We start from the raw sequence: 14,646 nt of genomic DNA on the forward strand, positions 1-14,646 counted from the left end.
GAGACAATGAATTATTTAATCGCAACCCATGGAGAATTTTCCAAAGGGATTATCAATGCTATCAAATTGATTGCTGGAGAAGATATCCAGATTGATTATTATTCAATGACACAGTCAAAATCAGCAGACGAAGCTGAGATAGAGGCTAAGGAATATTTAAAACAAAAAGATGGTCAAGAGCTGATTGTATTGACCGATGTATTTGGAGGTAGTGTAGCCAACCTATTTACCAATTTATTGCTGGAAAATTATTCATTTCAGTTAGTGACTGGAGTAAATCTTCCAATGATTTTAACAATGTTGATGTCTGGGGAAACCGACAGTGAAACTATTGTTGCCTCAGGGATTGAAGAAGCAAAAAAAGGCATTATTTATGTAAATGAGCTACTAGTTGATCAAGGGGGAATAAACAATGACGATATCATTATTGAGGATTGATGATCGCTTAATTCATGGACAAGTTGCGTTTGGATGGACATCATCTTTAGGTGTCAATACGATTTTAGTTGTAAATGACGAAGCAAAAAATGATCAGATGAAAGCAATGGCACTGAATTTAGCTAAACCCAGCAATGTTAATTTATATATTCGTGGCGTAGAAGAATCTGGAGAAATTTTGCAAAAATTCAACACATCCAAAAAAAGCAACGTATTGGTATTGACAAAGAACACCGAAGACACACGTAAGCTGCTGGAAAATGCTGGAGGCGTGGTCAAGGAAATCAATATTGGTGGCTTGAGGTACTCTGAAGGCAAGAAAAAACTGACTGATTTAGTAGCGGTGGATAAACAAGATATCGAAAACCTAACAGCTATTCGTGAGATGGGAGTGGAAGTCGAATTTAGAATGTTGCCAAGAGACAAGCGGCGGGTGTTAAGTGATTTCGATATTTAAATAAAAGAAGGGAGGTTCAAAGATGTTGGCACAAGCATTGATGTTAGGTTTACTTGCAGGCGTAGGAATTTTAGATGGCCGTATTTTTGGACAAATGATGTTTGATCGGCCATTGATCATGGGATTATTTGTTGGTTTGATTTTAGGAGATATGAAGCAAGGAATTATTATAGGTGCACAATTAGAATTGATTTGGATGGGGATTGCAGGGATTGGAGCAGCGACACCGCCAGATATTGTTACTGGGGGAATTTTAGGTACAGCATTTGCCATTATTTCCGGCAGCGGCGTGGAGGTCGCATTGGCTTTAGCGGTACCAATAGCAGTTCTAGCTCAATCTTTAGGGGTTCTGGTTCGCATCATCAATACGTATTTTGCTCATAAAGCAGACAAATATGCACAAGAAGCTAACTTTAAAGGGATTGCTATTTCTATGTGGATACCAGTAGTTTTATTCTTTTTAAGTACCTTCATTCCAACCTTTTTAGCTATTTTACTGGGGGCAGATCAAGTATCTAATTTAATCGAATCGGTACCCAAAGTTCTTTTAGATGGGATGGCAGTAGCTGGGAGACTCTTGCCAGCTATCGGGTTTGCATTGTTGATGGATATGTTGTTTTCTAGAAAGATGGCACCATTTTTCTTCTTGGGATTTCTAGCAGCTGCATTTTTAGGAATCAATATCACAGCAATTGCTTTGTTTGCAGCATGCATCTCATTGATTTTACATTTTTATATTGAACCAAAAAAAGTGGAAGATGTTAAAGAATCCGATAATTTAACGGAAGGAGAAATCGATTTTGAATAAAGTAACGAATAAAGAATTACGGAGTGTTTTCTGGCGTTCATTTGCTTTACAAGGTGCTTTTAACTACGAACGTATGCAAAATATCGGTTATGCATACTCTATGCTTCCGATTATCAAAAAATTATATACTAAAAAAGAAGATCAAGTGCAGTCCTTGAATCGCCATTTAGAGATATTTAACACGACACCGGCTGTTGTACCGCTCATCATGGGAATCTCATCAGCGATGGAAGAAGAAAATTCTAATAATCCTGAATTTGATGAACAATCAATCAGCGCAGTAAAAGCGTCTCTGATGGGTCCTTTAGCTGGGATTGGTGATTCGATTTTTTGGGGGACTTTACGGATTATTGCGGCAGGAATTGGCGTATCTCTTGCTTCTGAAGGAAACTTGTTTGGTCCGCTGCTCTTCTTCTTGATTTTCAACATTCCAAACTTTGCTATTCGTATTTTTGGATTGAAGCTGGGATATCAGGTCGGAATCAACTCATTAGAACGTATCCAAAAAGAGGGGTTGATGGATAAAATCATGTCAGTAGCAACGATTATTGGGCTATCTGTGGTAGGTGGAATGGTTGCTACGATGCTAAATATCACGACACCGTTACAATGGAACCTTAGCGGGGCTGAGATCATTGTTCAAGATATTTTGGACCAAATTCTGCCAAAGATGCTACCATTAATTTTTACATTTGTTATCTATCGCTTATTGAAAAAAGTCAGTGTGACTTGGCTAACCTTAGGCATCATTATTTTTGGAATTGTGATGCATTTTTTCAATATCTTATAAAAATCATTTTAGGAGGAATAAAATGTCTACCATTGAAAATTATATGCTAGAAACACCAGAAAGAATGCTGGAGATCATTGACCGATCAGCAGAACTTTTTGCGGAAGTAAAGAAAGCAGCAATCAAAAAAATCGTAATTACAGGTTCTGGAACGAGTTATCATTCTGCTTTACAAATGAGTAAACAATTACAGCACCTGTTACAAATGGAAGTTTATGCAATCTATCCATTTGCGATTACAGAAGATACATTTTTACAAGACAATGAACAAACCTTAGTCGTTGGAATTTCACAAGGTGGAAGCAGTTATTCTACGTACAATGCTATGAAACTGGCAAAAAGTAAAGGCTGCTTGACTGCTTCTATGGCAGGCGGTCCGGATGCATTTATTGATGAGGTAGCTGATTATGTATTGACAGTCTATTGTGGTGAAGAATTGGCTGGTGCTAAAACAAAAGGCTTTTACTGTACGAAACTGAATCTATTGCTTTTAGCTTTATATATTGGTGTAGAGCAGGATCGTGTCAGTTTGTCTGTGTTTGATGAGAAAATCGAAGAAGTGAAAAAGGCTGCTGCGTATTTTAAGGAAGTCTATGATGTTTCCGAACAATGGATTGAAGAACATAAAGAAACATTGGCAAATGCACAAGAAATCAGAATCACTGGTCCAGCCAATTCATACGGTGATATTTTAGAAAGTGCATTGAAATTATTAGAGACAATGCGTTGTCCTGTGACAGGGTATGAGTTTGAAGAATTTATTCACGGTATCTATAATGCAATCAACGAGAAATCAACAGTTTTTATTTTAGATGATGGCAGTGAATCACGATCGAAAAAAATGAAGGAAGTTCTTTCTGATTGGTCAGATAGTATCTTCCTTGTAACCAATTATGAGACGAAAGACGCTGATTTAGTTTTACCAACAACTCAGAATAAAGATTTCTTGACGTTTAATTTTATCATCCCTTTACAATTAATCTGTGCAAAGATTTCGACTTTACGAGGCGTTGACCCCTCTACACCAAAAGATCCAAAATTTCATATGAAATTAGGATCTAAAAAATTCAATAAATAGGAAGTTAAAACTACAAAAGAATCTAGTAGGCTATCTACTGGATTTTTTTGTAGTTAAAAAGAAAGGTTCGTGTATTCTATCTTTAATAAATGATAAAAATTGAGCAGGAGCATGACTTTTATAACGTATATTTTTGATTTTGATGGCACGTTCTCAGATTCTAAACAATGCGGTATTTTAGCGATACAAAAAGCTTTTTTAGTACTCCATCTGAAGAACAGATAGAATACTATACGGAGATTCCAATTGAAAAAAAACTTTCTTAGAAGGATAGAATAATCGTTAACTGAAGAAGAAGAGAAGTCACTGCTGAATTATTTTCGATAAGTATATAAAGAATGTTAATCAAGTACATTATCAGTAAACTCTTCGCAGGGAATGGGATGTAGAAGAAGTTTTGAAGGATCATTTGATCAAATTACGAGAATGTATGCCTCAAAGAATTTTATTTTTAGATGCGAGTGTTTCAGCTTTGCAAGCTCATAAACAAGGAGATACAAGTCGCAGTCGAACAACTTTTTGGCTATTCAGAGGAATATCTTTTACCCAATGGTTTGTGCCAAAGAAAGGGTAGATGTTCTAACGGTTGATGAAATGATATCCGCTGAGATTTTTAAACATATCTTGATAGGGCACGAAAAATAAAGAAATGCCATATTTCTCAAGTAATGTAGATTGAGAAGCGTGGCATTTTTTAATCCTCTAATTCGGAAGTTCCATTTTTCTTTAGTTCGGATAAATGAGTAAGTATGGTTTGAATCATTTCTTCTGAATGCTGTTCTCAAACAGCAAGTTCTCCTACAATTTTTAACGGACTCTTAGAGCGATAGGAACGAGTAGGGTTGCTGGGGAATCGTTTATCTGTTAGATTTGGATCATTTTCAAAATTACCTAACGGTTCAACAAGATAGATTCTCTCTTGTCCAGTATCGGCAGCTAATTCTGAGCCCCATTTAGCTGCCTCTAAAGTGGCTGTGAAATAGATATAATTAGAGATTTTGTGTTATTTCGAATACTGTTCTCTAATATTATCAATATATAGAACGAAATTATTTTTAAAAATTTCAGGTAAAATTACTTTAACGTATTTTCCATATCCTAACAAGACATTATATCCCCATTCGTTGTCATGTAATGGATAGATAACCTCATAAATGTCATTATCAATTTTTTTAATAGAATTATTCCCTATTAATTCTATAAATCTATCAATCACTATTTTATTTACGTAGAGAGTAACAGGAATTTTGTCTTTATTCACCCATGTTCCACCATCATAAGGTATAGGAGTAAAATCTCTCTTTTCAAAGACCTCATGAAAAACTATACCAGATATTCTAGCTATTTTATAAACACTAAATCGCTTTTTATTGTTATCATACGCATCTAAATACCAACTTCTATCTTTATAAACTATTCGATAGGGTTCACAATTTCTTTTTGATGGCTCCCCTTTAGAATTGATATACTCAAAAGTAATCCTTATATTTTTTCTGATTGAATTAAGTAATTGAAATACAATTTTACGCAGTTCCAAGTTTCCTTGGGATAAAGATAAATCAATTTCAAAGTCTGAATTTAATTTTGTTTTGTTTAGTTTTAGTATAGCATTAAATGTTGAATTATCTCCTAAGACTTGATATCTACTCTTTAAGCTAGTTTCTATAGAGCTTAATTCTATAGTAGTTAATGGAGGTTTGTCTGACTTGAAATTTTCCATCATAAAAATTCCACCATTTTTTCCTTGTGCTACATACAACGGGATTCCTGCTAGTGTCAAATCGTCTATATCTCTCATTATAGTCCTAACACTCACATTGAATAAAGAGGCTAATTCTTTAGCAGTTGCTTTTTGTTTATCAATCAAATAAGAGATTATTCCCATGTGTCGGTCAATTTTCATAAAACACCTCCAAAACATGTCATACAGTTGTCATATTAACACTGATATGATTGTATCATAAAATGAAAAGGAGAGAATTTATTATGAGAAATCAAAAAAGAAATTCATTTAAGTTAGTTGGAAGAAGTGTATTAATTAAAGGACAAAAAGTTCATGAGCCATCTTACTCAGAACAAAAAACAGAATTTTATACTCAATTGTTCGAAGAAGGGATGCTAAAGAATCTTATGCCTTATTCGTTAGATAAAAAAGGTTATGCTCTTATAATTCCTCATGATAAAGGAATTCAATATTATGCAGGAGTGATATCAGAAACGAAAATTGATGGTTATGAATTAGTAGAAGTTCCAGAGCAAAAATATTATGTTACTGAGGCTAGTAGCGACAAATCAAGAGTACTATTTGACCAGCTAGAAGATTCTTATTTTAAAAATGGCATTCATGAGAGTATAGCGTATAATAATGGAATAATTTTGGAAGTTTTATTAAATGGGAATCCTCAAAATGCAGAAGTAGAGCTTTGGATTCCGGTAAAATAATTCCACCAGTATATTTTACTAATAGAAAATTTCAATAATCCTTATACTTTTACAGTTAAACAATTTTGATAGTGTTCATTATGAAATTTTATAATGAATACGTACATAAGTATTGATTCTGTACAACTTTCATAAGTATAATAACATCTATCAGATAAGTAGGTGACTAGTATGAAAATCATTGATTTATCCACCCCGTTATTTACAAATATGACTATTTTTCAGGAGATCCAGCAGTGAAAATTGAGGTCATACATACGCACGACAATGAAACGTGGGAACTACGACATCTAAGTATGGGGTCACATACAGGAACGCATGTTGATGCATTTTCACATATGCATGAGGGAGCAGAAAATTTAGATGAGATACCTCTTGAAAACTTTTGTGGAGAAGCACAACTCGTTAGTATAAATCAGATGTGGCCTCAGAAAATAGGATTGTTTTTTATGGAAGAAGTGGGCGTAGAAGAAGTAAATAGAATTGTAGCCTCCAATCCAAAATTCATTGGTGGAAATATTACAGAAGAATTGGAACGTGCTTTATTAGGTAAAAAAATCATTACTTATACAGGATTAGTTAATTTAGAAAGTTTGCCGAAAGAAAGCAACTTTATGTTCTATGGATTCCCCCTAAAAATACAATCAGGAGATGGGTCTCCTGTCAGAGCGATTGCGATAGTAGAAGATTAACTGATAACATTAGTGTAGAAATCTTGTAGAAAAATGACTATTAACGTATGCTAACTAGAGAACATAATTTTTTATATAGCGAGGAGAATGACATTGAAACTTATTTCATGGAATATTGATTCATTAAATGCGGCATTAACAAGTGATTCTGCAAGAGCAGTATTATCACGAGGGGTAATGGATACAATTATCAATTTGGATCCAGCGGTTATTGCGATTCAAGAAACAAAATTATCTGCTAAAGGTCCGACAAAAAAACATATCGAAATTTTAAAGGAAAATTTTCCTGAATACCAAATAGTATGGAGAAGTTCCCAAGAACCGGCAAGAAAAAGTTATGCAGGTACAATGTTTTTATATAAAAATCATTTAGAACCAAAACTGCATTTTCCTGAAATTGGTGCGCCAAGTACGATGGATTCAGAGGGGCGGATTATTACCCTTGAATTTGATCAATTTTATTTAACACAAGTGTATACACCGAATTCTGGAAATGAATTAGTTCGTTTGAAAGAAAGACAAACTTGGGACGAGAAATATGCTGCATATTTAGCTTCTTTAGACAAAGAAAAAATTGTTTTAGCAACGGGCGATTTTAATGTGGCACATAAAGAAATTGATTTAGCTCATCCGGATAGAAATCGTCTTTCAGCTGGTTTCACAGATGAAGAACGCCAAGGTTTCTCAAACCTGTTGTCATTAGGCTTCACAGATACATTTCGTTATTTGAATGGAGATGTAACTGGTCAGTACAGTTGGTGGAATCAGCGAGTAAAAACAAGTAAAATCAACAATTCTGGTTGGAGAATCGACTATTGGTTAGTCAGTGATCGTGGAGCAGATAAAGTAGTTACTTCTGAAATGATTGATTCAGGAGTACGACAAGATCACACACCACTATTACTCGAAATTGCTTTAGACTGATTGAAAAAAATTTGATGAACGTTTAATCATGAGGAGGAATACGATGATTAATAAAGAAAGAGCAATCAATAAATTTTTAGAACTTGTTCAAATTGATAGTGTTAGCTACCATGAACGTGGTGTGGCTGATTATTTGATTAACTATTTTAGTGAATTAGGTTATGAAGTTCTTGAAGATAAACTATCAAATGAAAAAGTTCCCTTATCAAATGCAGGAAATGTGATTGTTAAAATACCTGGGAAGGGTGCTTTAGCCAATCAAGAAACATTGATTCTTGAAGCTCATATGGATACCGTGGAACCTGGAAATGGGATAAAACCTTCTATTACAGAAGACGGGAAATATGTTGTTTCTGATGGTACGACTATTCTTGGTGCAGATGACAAGGCGGGGATTGCTCAAATACTAGAAGTTGAAGCAGTTTTGCGTGAGAATGACTTGTCACATCCTCCCTTAGAGTTTTTATTTACCATCTGTGAAGAAGTAGGTATTTTGGGTGCTTTTGCAGTTGATACAGAATTATTAGCAGGAAAAGTTGCGTTTGTTTTAGATGGAAAAGGCGGACCAGGAACAGCTATTATTGGTGGACCAGATTATTATGATGTTTCTGGAAAAATTATTGGTAAAGCCGCTCATGCTGGGATAGCGCCGGATTCAGGTATTTCATCTATCCAAGTGATGGCAGAGGCAATTTCAAATATGAATCTTTTGAAGATTGATGAAAATACAACAACAAATATCGGAAAAGTAATTTGTGACTATCCAACAAATGTTGTTCCTGAGATTACAACATTTGCCATGGAAATACGAAGTCTTGATCATGAGAGTGGTAAAAAACAGTTAAATCACGTTATTGAAACGCTTCAAAAAGCAGCAGATAAATTTGACGCGAAGTTAGAATATGACGTCGATCAAAGCTTATATGCATATCATCATGAAGACGATAATCCGGTAATTAAACGTTTTAAAGAAATGTGCAAACGGCATAATCTTAACTATCAAGGACTAGTAATGCGTGGAGGTACAGATGTTAGCGGTCTGACTTTTAATGGTATTGATGCCATTGTCCTAGCAGCAGGTGGAGCAAATGGACACGAGCTACAAGAACGCTTAATTATTGATGAGTTCTTAGAAAATACCCAACAAGTCATTTGGCTTGTTACGGAATAATTAGAAACTAAATAAAAAATAATCTCGTAACCGTAAATACGTTATGAGATTATTTTTTTATAGATGGTTCATGAAATTAAATGAATTACTTAGGAAATGGCTGGTCGGTTCTTCTTTTTTTAGATGTTCAAACGAATTTATAGAGAAAATACTCCATAGAGACTGTTCAAGCAGATAGAGATACTAATTACATAAGACCGTGCATTGATAGTTTTTCAATGAGAAAATATCTTGACAAAACATACGAACAAATGGTTATAATATACACGAACATACGTTTGTTTTACGAGGTGAGAAGTATGAAATTTGGAAAGAATCCTGAATTTAATTATGCTAAAGAACCTTCGAGAGATATTTTGTGTATTGATTGTAAATCTTTTTATAGTTCGGTGGAATGTGTAGAACGTGGTCTAAATCCGATTAAAGCGAAGTTAGTTGTAATGAGTTATCCGAGTGATAGTTTAACAGAAAGAGGCAGTGGGTTAATATTAGCTAGTAGTCCAAAAGCTAAAGAAGCTTATGGTATTACGAACGTTTCAAGAGCTAGAGATTTGCCTTTTCCTTATCCAGATGATCTTGTAATTGCACCCCCAAGAATGGCTTTATACATGCGCAAAAATATGGAGATTAATAATATCTATAAAAAATATGCAGACGAAGCAAACCATCATGTATACAGTGTGGATGAATCATTTATTGATGTTACTGATGGGTTAAAAATGTACGATGTATCGAGTGCTTATGAACTGGCACGATTGATTCAATTGGATGTTCATGAACAGATGGGATTGTACACAGCGATTGGTATTGGCGATAACCCTTTATTAGCTAAACTTGCGCTAGATAATGAAAGCAAACACAACAGCGATATGAAAGCTGAATGGCGTTATGCATCAGTGCCTAAAACTGTTTGGAAAATTGCATCTTTAGAAGAGATGTGGGGGATTGGTAGACGAACAGCTATGAAGTTACGAAAAATGGGGATTAAAACAGTAGATGATTTGGCACATAGTAATTATTATCAATTAAAAGAAAAAATGGGAATTTTAGGAACGCAACTGTACGCTCATAGTTGGGGAATTGATCGGAGTTTTTTAGGTCAAACGTATCAGCCAAAAAGTAAGTCTATCGGAAACTCGCAAGTGCTTCCACGAGATTACACACAAAAAAAACAGCTTGAAGTAGTTATCAAAGAAATGGCTGACCAATTAGGAACTCGTTTACGTCGAGAAGGGGCAAAAGCACAACTTGTTTCTTTATGGGTTGGTTTCAGTTTAGGCTACACAGATTGGACGGGTAAAGGTGGCTTTCATCAGCAAGTTCGTATACCTGCGACAAATACAACAAAAGAGTTAGTAACTTGTCTATTAACCATTTTTGAGAAATATTATAAAAATCAAGATGTTCGCAATATAAGTGTGAATTGCAGTGATTTAATCTATACAACTTCTTTGCAACTCAACTTATTTGAAGAACCAGAACAACAAGAACGTCAAATAAAAACTGATTTAGTCGTAGATACGATTCGTCATAAATTTGGATTTGGTTCTATCGTTCATGCGCATTCATTATTAGAAGGAGGTCGTGCTATTGCACGTTCTAATCTGGTTGGGGGACACGCAGGAGGTTTGGCAGGTATTGAAGGAGTGAATACACATGATAGTCAATCAAAAACGAACGAAAAAGGAATTTCATGAATACAACGACTATCATGATCGTCCATTTGGTTTAAAATGGGGCACAGCTTTTGCAATGGAAGAGTTGATGACCAGTATTCATACAAACGAAGAATTTGCTGTAAAGGACAATCAACCTTTGGAACAAATGTCTCAAGAAGAGATTGACTTGTTGTTAGTTGAATCATTCACCTATTCGAAAGAAGTGGAGATTCAGCTAAATAGCAGGGATGAATTTGGACGTCTTTTAGACAATGTTACGGGTTTCTTTTTAGGTGAAGTGTCTGACGATTATCTTATCATGGATAATCAAAAAATATTTTGGGAAGATGTTCGGCATATTCACATTAAAAATCCAGAAAAATGGTTTGAAGTTGACGTATTTACAAATGATTCTCAAAAGAAAGAAGTCTTAACTAAAGAATACGTAGAATATATTGTTGATGACAGCTATCAGCCTTTTTTTGAAGAACTTGATTAAATAGTGTGATAAGTTTTTTTCAACTATTTATACTTACTGAAAATTCTGTTTAATTGGGAAACAAAGATAAATCCAAATAAGAGGTTATATGTACATAGCCTCTTATTTGGATTTATTATTCAGACTGGTATATCCCATGTAAGTATAAATAGATTCTTTTAGAGAAATCTTCACTTCTATCCGTGCTATCTAAATATGCTGCCATCAATATAAATAATTGGCTTACTGCAAAATCAATATCCACTGAATGTCGTAGATGATTTTTATTTTCTTGTAGTAGCTGGATAAACGGAGATTTATACGACTTTAAAAACAATTGATACAGTTTCATAGAAGTTTCTGTAGATACTGTATGCTGTATATCATGCATCATTACAAATAAATTAAAAGGATGCTTGGCTTTTAAAAATTCAACCATATCTAATAATTTTATCTCTAAGGTAGAATTTGATGCGTTTGCAATTTTTTTTAAGTTAATCTCTACGTCATTTGATAAACGCAACATAACTTGATAGTAAATATCTTCCTTTTTTTTAAAGTGATAGTAAATTGTCGGTTGTGTTACGCCCAAAATTTGTGTGATTTGTCTGGTAGATGTAGCTTGATATCCTTGAGTCATAAACAGCTGTTCGGCTACATCTAAAATTTCTTCATACATAAAATCACCTGAATTCTTAATTCTACATGTTTCCTTTTAATGCATGAATTAACTCAATCTTTCTACGAGTACTAACCACGTGTTTCTTTTCATAAATATTATAGTGGTTTCTTCTAATTTCAGGGAGTAATTCTTTGTAAATCATAAGTGCACTTAAGAGTGCGTGACGTGCGTCATTTGCAATAAAAGGAATCATTTCTAAGGATTCATTATACAGTTTTTCTGCTTTTTTTGCTAGTGCTTCCCAAAGATTAATAAAATTGTCTGATATAATTTGTTTTTCTAAATGTGTTGTTGTAATTTGGTAACGAAGCATATCTTCTTTCGGAAGATAAATTCTACCTAAACGATAATCTTCGCCAATATCTCGCAAAATATTTGTCAGCTGCATTGCTTCGCCTAATTTTTTTGCGGGTGTGATAATTTTAGTTGGGGTAGGAGATAGCACAGGTAGAAGCATTAAGCCTACACTACCAGCTACATAATAGGCATAATCTAATAGTTCTTGTTGTGTTTTTGGTTGTTGAAAATTCAAATCCATTCGTTGCCCTATTAACATATCATAAAAGGGGCGGATATCCATTGGAAATTCACTAAAAACGGCCTCTAAAGCTAGCCACATTGGATGATTGGGAACTGATCCAGCTTCAAATAATTCTAATTCTTGAAAAAGTTGTTGTAATTTTTGAGCATCTTTCTCTTCGTCTACTATATCATCAGCTAATCGACAGAATGTATAAATGGCATAAATACTTTGAGCTTTCTTTTTTGGTAGTTGAGAAAAAGCTGCATAGAAAGACTTTGAATGTTGTTTGATAGTTTGTTCGCAAATTTTAAATGCTTGTTTGCGGTCTTCAAAAATATTTTGCTGATTAAGTTTCATCTCTAACTAACTCCTCTACTGCAAGTTTTGCACTTTGCATAACAATAGGAACACCGGCTCCTGGATGGGTACTACTACCACAAAAATAAAGATTGTTAGCATAATTAAATTTGTTATGCGGACGATAGTAATTACTTTGAGCTAATGTTGGTTTTAAACCAAATGTTGCACCATAATAGGCATTGAAATTTTTTTCAAATTCTTTTGGCGTATAATAGGTTTCCATGACAATATGCTCATCAATGTCTTTAAATACCGAACGTTCCTTTATTAATTCAATCATTCGATTACGGAATAATTGTATACTATCTTCTGACCAGTCTTGATATTTAGATAGTTCTGGCACTGGTACTAAAACATATAAGCCTTCTTGATTTTCTGGAGCCAACGTATCATCCATTAAAGATGGTCGATACAAATAAAATGATGGGTCATCGGGTAAGATGCCATCTTCAAATAAATCATCAATATTTTTTTTGAAATCATCTGCAAAATAGATACTATGCAATGTATTGTCGGGATACTTCTTATCTAACCCTAAGTAAAGCAAAAAGCAGGAGCAAGAATAATCCATATTAGCAATTTTTTTATTCGTATATTTTCCGCGTTGCTTTTCATTTGGAATCAAATGTTGCATAGCATAAGGAAAATCAGCACCGCAAACGATGGAATCTGCTTCAATAAAATGGTCAGCCACTTTAACTCCTATTGCTGTTTTATTTTCAATAACTATCTCATCAATAGGTTCCCCATAATGACAAACACCTCCAAGTTTTTTAAATAATTGATTCATTGAAGTTGCTAAGGTATACATACCACCCTTAATAAAATAAACTCCATAAAATAACTCAATCATAGGAATAATTGTATATAAAGAGGGACCTTGGTAAGGTGAAACACCAATATATAAAGTTTGAAACGCCAAAGTTTTTCTTAAACGCTCGTCTTTAACAAATTTTGAAATAGACGAATAAGCATCACTAAATGTTTTCAAGCGTAGACCTGCATATAACGACTTTGGATTGTAAAAATCCCAAAAATTTCGAAAGGACCGTGTAATAAAATGCTTTTTGGCAATCAAATATCTTTGATAAATACTTGCTAAAAAAGCAAAGTAACCTTTTGCGTCCTCCTCGGATATAGATTCTAATGATTGCGTTAATTCTACTAAATCGTTAGAAAAAGCTAACGGATCTTCATTGCGAAAGAATAATTTCAACATAGGATCTACTTTTTCCATCGGAATATAGTGATCGGGATTTTCTCCACAAAATTCAAAAATTTCGCGATAAATTTCAGGCATCATCACAATGGTTGGTCCAACATCAAACGTAAAGCCACCTTGTTTGATTTGATTCATTTTCCCACCAGGTTGATGTTCTTTTTCGTATAGATGAACATTGTATCCTAATTTTTGTAAACGAACTGCAGCAGAGAGGCCTGCTACGCCAGCTCCTATAACGATTATTTTTTTCATAGTTTTTCCCTTCTGGTTAATACACCATCTTTCATAATAAACACACGGTCACAAAAGTCAGTCATTCTTAAATCATGCGTGACCATGATGGTGGCTTTTTGTTTTTGTTTCGTTTCGTTCGCCAGTATTTCTACTACTTCGTATGCTTTTTCTGTATCCAAACTGGCTGTTGGTTCATCTGCTAAGATAATAGAAGGATCATGATACAGTGCACGAGCAATTGCCACTCGTTGCCGTTCACCTCCAGATAATTCTTCAGGGTATTTATTAACTAATTTTTCAATACCTAAATCTTGAAATAATTGATTTTCTGTATATTTTTTTTTGCGAACTTTGTCTACTAAAACTAATTGATCTTGTACTGTTAAAAAAGGTATCAAGTTTGAAGCTTGTAAAATAAAACCAATTTCTTTAAATCGTATTTTTGCACGTTCTTTTTCTTTTTTATCACTAAAAGATTGATTGTTAATTAATACTTGTCCTTTACTAGGAGATTGTAATCCGCCCGCAATCGTTAGAAAAGTACTTTTTCCTGATCCTGATGGACCAATTATCGCAACAAATTCACCTTTTTCAACAGAAAAATTGGTTTCTTTTAAAGCTTCGATTGTATTTGCTCCATCTTTAAAAATTTTTTTCACTTGCTGAAATTCAATTTCACTCATATTTTC

At 34.1% G+C, this 14,646-nt stretch carries 17 protein-coding genes; 11 read left to right on the plus strand and 6 right to left on the minus strand.

Features of this window, described 5'->3' with window-relative positions:
• Positions 1-6 precede the first annotated feature (6 nt).
• The 5 genes from DOK78_RS08635 to DOK78_RS08655 are packed head-to-tail and all read left to right on the plus strand — an operon-like array spanning position 7 to position 3,571.
• Positions 7-438: a PTS sugar transporter subunit IIA gene (locus DOK78_RS08635; RefSeq protein ID WP_207940733.1), complete on the plus strand. Its 432-nt coding sequence runs from the start codon at positions 7-9 to the stop codon at positions 436-438.
• Positions 413-895: a PTS sugar transporter subunit IIB gene (locus tag DOK78_RS08640; protein WP_207940732.1), complete on the plus strand. Its 483-nt coding sequence runs from the start codon at positions 413-415 to the stop codon at positions 893-895. Before DOK78_RS08635 ends, DOK78_RS08640 begins: the two co-directional genes overlap by 26 nt.
• A 22-nt stretch (positions 896-917) precedes the next feature.
• Entirely contained in the window at positions 918-1,703 is a 786-nt protein-coding gene (locus DOK78_RS08645) for a PTS mannose/fructose/sorbose/N-acetylgalactosamine transporter subunit IIC (protein WP_207940731.1), read from the plus strand.
• Positions 1,696-2,493 carry a PTS system mannose/fructose/sorbose family transporter subunit IID gene (locus tag DOK78_RS08650; RefSeq protein ID WP_207940730.1) on the plus strand — a complete coding sequence of 266 codons (798 nt, stop codon included), beginning with the start codon at positions 1,696-1,698 and terminating at the stop codon, positions 2,491-2,493. Before DOK78_RS08645 ends, DOK78_RS08650 begins: the two co-directional genes overlap by 8 nt.
• Positions 2,494-2,515: 22 nt before the next feature.
• Entirely contained in the window at positions 2,516-3,571 is a 1,056-nt protein-coding gene (locus tag DOK78_RS08655) for an SIS domain-containing protein (protein WP_207940729.1), read from the plus strand.
• A gap of 781 nt (positions 3,572-4,352) precedes the next feature.
• On the opposite strand, the gene DOK78_RS08660 is transcribed toward DOK78_RS08655, so the two are convergent.
• Complete coding sequence (locus tag DOK78_RS08660; protein ID WP_339076398.1) at positions 4,353-4,568, minus strand: NAD(+)--rifampin ADP-ribosyltransferase; 216 nt, start codon at positions 4,566-4,568, stop codon at positions 4,353-4,355.
• A gap of 6 nt (positions 4,569-4,574) precedes the next feature.
• Complete coding sequence (locus DOK78_RS08665) at positions 4,575-5,474, minus strand: helix-turn-helix transcriptional regulator (protein WP_207940728.1); 900 nt, start codon at positions 5,472-5,474, stop codon at positions 4,575-4,577.
• An 83-nt stretch (positions 5,475-5,557) separates the two neighbouring features.
• Between DOK78_RS08665 and DOK78_RS08670 the strand changes: the two genes are divergently transcribed.
• The 6 genes from DOK78_RS08670 (at position 5,558) to DOK78_RS08695 (ending at position 10,957) form a co-directional block, all read left to right on the plus strand.
• Positions 5,558-6,013, plus strand: coding sequence for an effector binding domain-containing protein (locus tag DOK78_RS08670; RefSeq protein WP_207940727.1), 456 nt, complete (start codon positions 5,558-5,560; stop codon positions 6,011-6,013).
• Positions 6,014-6,249: 236 nt separating this feature from the next.
• Positions 6,250-6,705 (plus strand): cyclase family protein, encoded by a 456-nt coding sequence (locus DOK78_RS08675; protein WP_339076090.1) that lies wholly within the window; start codon positions 6,250-6,252, stop codon positions 6,703-6,705.
• 93 nt (positions 6,706-6,798) lie between these two features.
• On the plus strand, positions 6,799-7,629 hold the full coding sequence (locus DOK78_RS08680; RefSeq protein ID WP_207940726.1) for an exodeoxyribonuclease III: 831 nt from the start codon (positions 6,799-6,801) through the stop codon (positions 7,627-7,629).
• Between the two features lie 43 nt (positions 7,630-7,672).
• Positions 7,673-8,800 carry a M20/M25/M40 family metallo-hydrolase gene (locus DOK78_RS08685; protein WP_207940725.1) on the plus strand — a complete coding sequence of 376 codons (1,128 nt, stop codon included), beginning with the start codon at positions 7,673-7,675 and terminating at the stop codon, positions 8,798-8,800.
• A gap of 299 nt (positions 8,801-9,099) precedes the next feature.
• Entirely contained in the window at positions 9,100-10,497 is a 1,398-nt protein-coding gene (locus DOK78_RS08690) for a Y-family DNA polymerase (protein WP_207940724.1), read from the plus strand.
• Positions 10,457-10,957 (plus strand): hypothetical protein, encoded by a 501-nt coding sequence (locus tag DOK78_RS08695; protein WP_207940723.1) that lies wholly within the window; start codon positions 10,457-10,459, stop codon positions 10,955-10,957. The genes DOK78_RS08690 and DOK78_RS08695 overlap by 41 nt, the downstream gene beginning before the upstream one ends.
• A gap of 115 nt (positions 10,958-11,072) precedes the next feature.
• Here the strand turns inward: DOK78_RS08695 and DOK78_RS08700 are convergent, their stop codons facing one another.
• Genes DOK78_RS08700 through DOK78_RS08715 form a run of 4 tightly spaced genes read right to left on the minus strand, consistent with a single transcriptional unit; the run spans position 11,073 to position 14,640 of the window.
• Positions 11,073-11,615, minus strand: a complete 543-nt coding sequence (locus DOK78_RS08700; protein ID WP_207940722.1) for a TetR/AcrR family transcriptional regulator — start codon at positions 11,613-11,615, stop codon at positions 11,073-11,075.
• 22 nt (positions 11,616-11,637) lie between these two features.
• Positions 11,638-12,498, minus strand: coding sequence for a phytoene/squalene synthase family protein (locus DOK78_RS08705; protein WP_207940721.1), 861 nt, complete (start codon positions 12,496-12,498; stop codon positions 11,638-11,640).
• A complete protein-coding gene (locus tag DOK78_RS08710; RefSeq protein ID WP_207940720.1) occupies positions 12,488-13,975 on the minus strand; it encodes a phytoene desaturase family protein in 1,488 nt (495 codons plus the stop codon). Before DOK78_RS08710 ends, DOK78_RS08705 begins: the two co-directional genes overlap by 11 nt.
• The gene (locus DOK78_RS08715) at positions 13,972-14,640 is read right to left on the minus strand and encodes an ABC transporter ATP-binding protein (RefSeq protein ID WP_207940719.1); all 669 of its coding nucleotides are present in this window, start codon (positions 14,638-14,640) and stop codon (positions 13,972-13,974) included. The genes DOK78_RS08710 and DOK78_RS08715 overlap by 4 nt, the downstream gene beginning before the upstream one ends.
• Between the last annotated feature and the right edge of the window lie 6 nt (positions 14,641-14,646).

It is taken from the genome of Enterococcus sp. DIV2402, assembly GCF_017426705.2.
Classification (GTDB): Bacteria; Bacillota; Bacilli; order Lactobacillales; family Enterococcaceae; genus Enterococcus_F; species Enterococcus_F lowellii.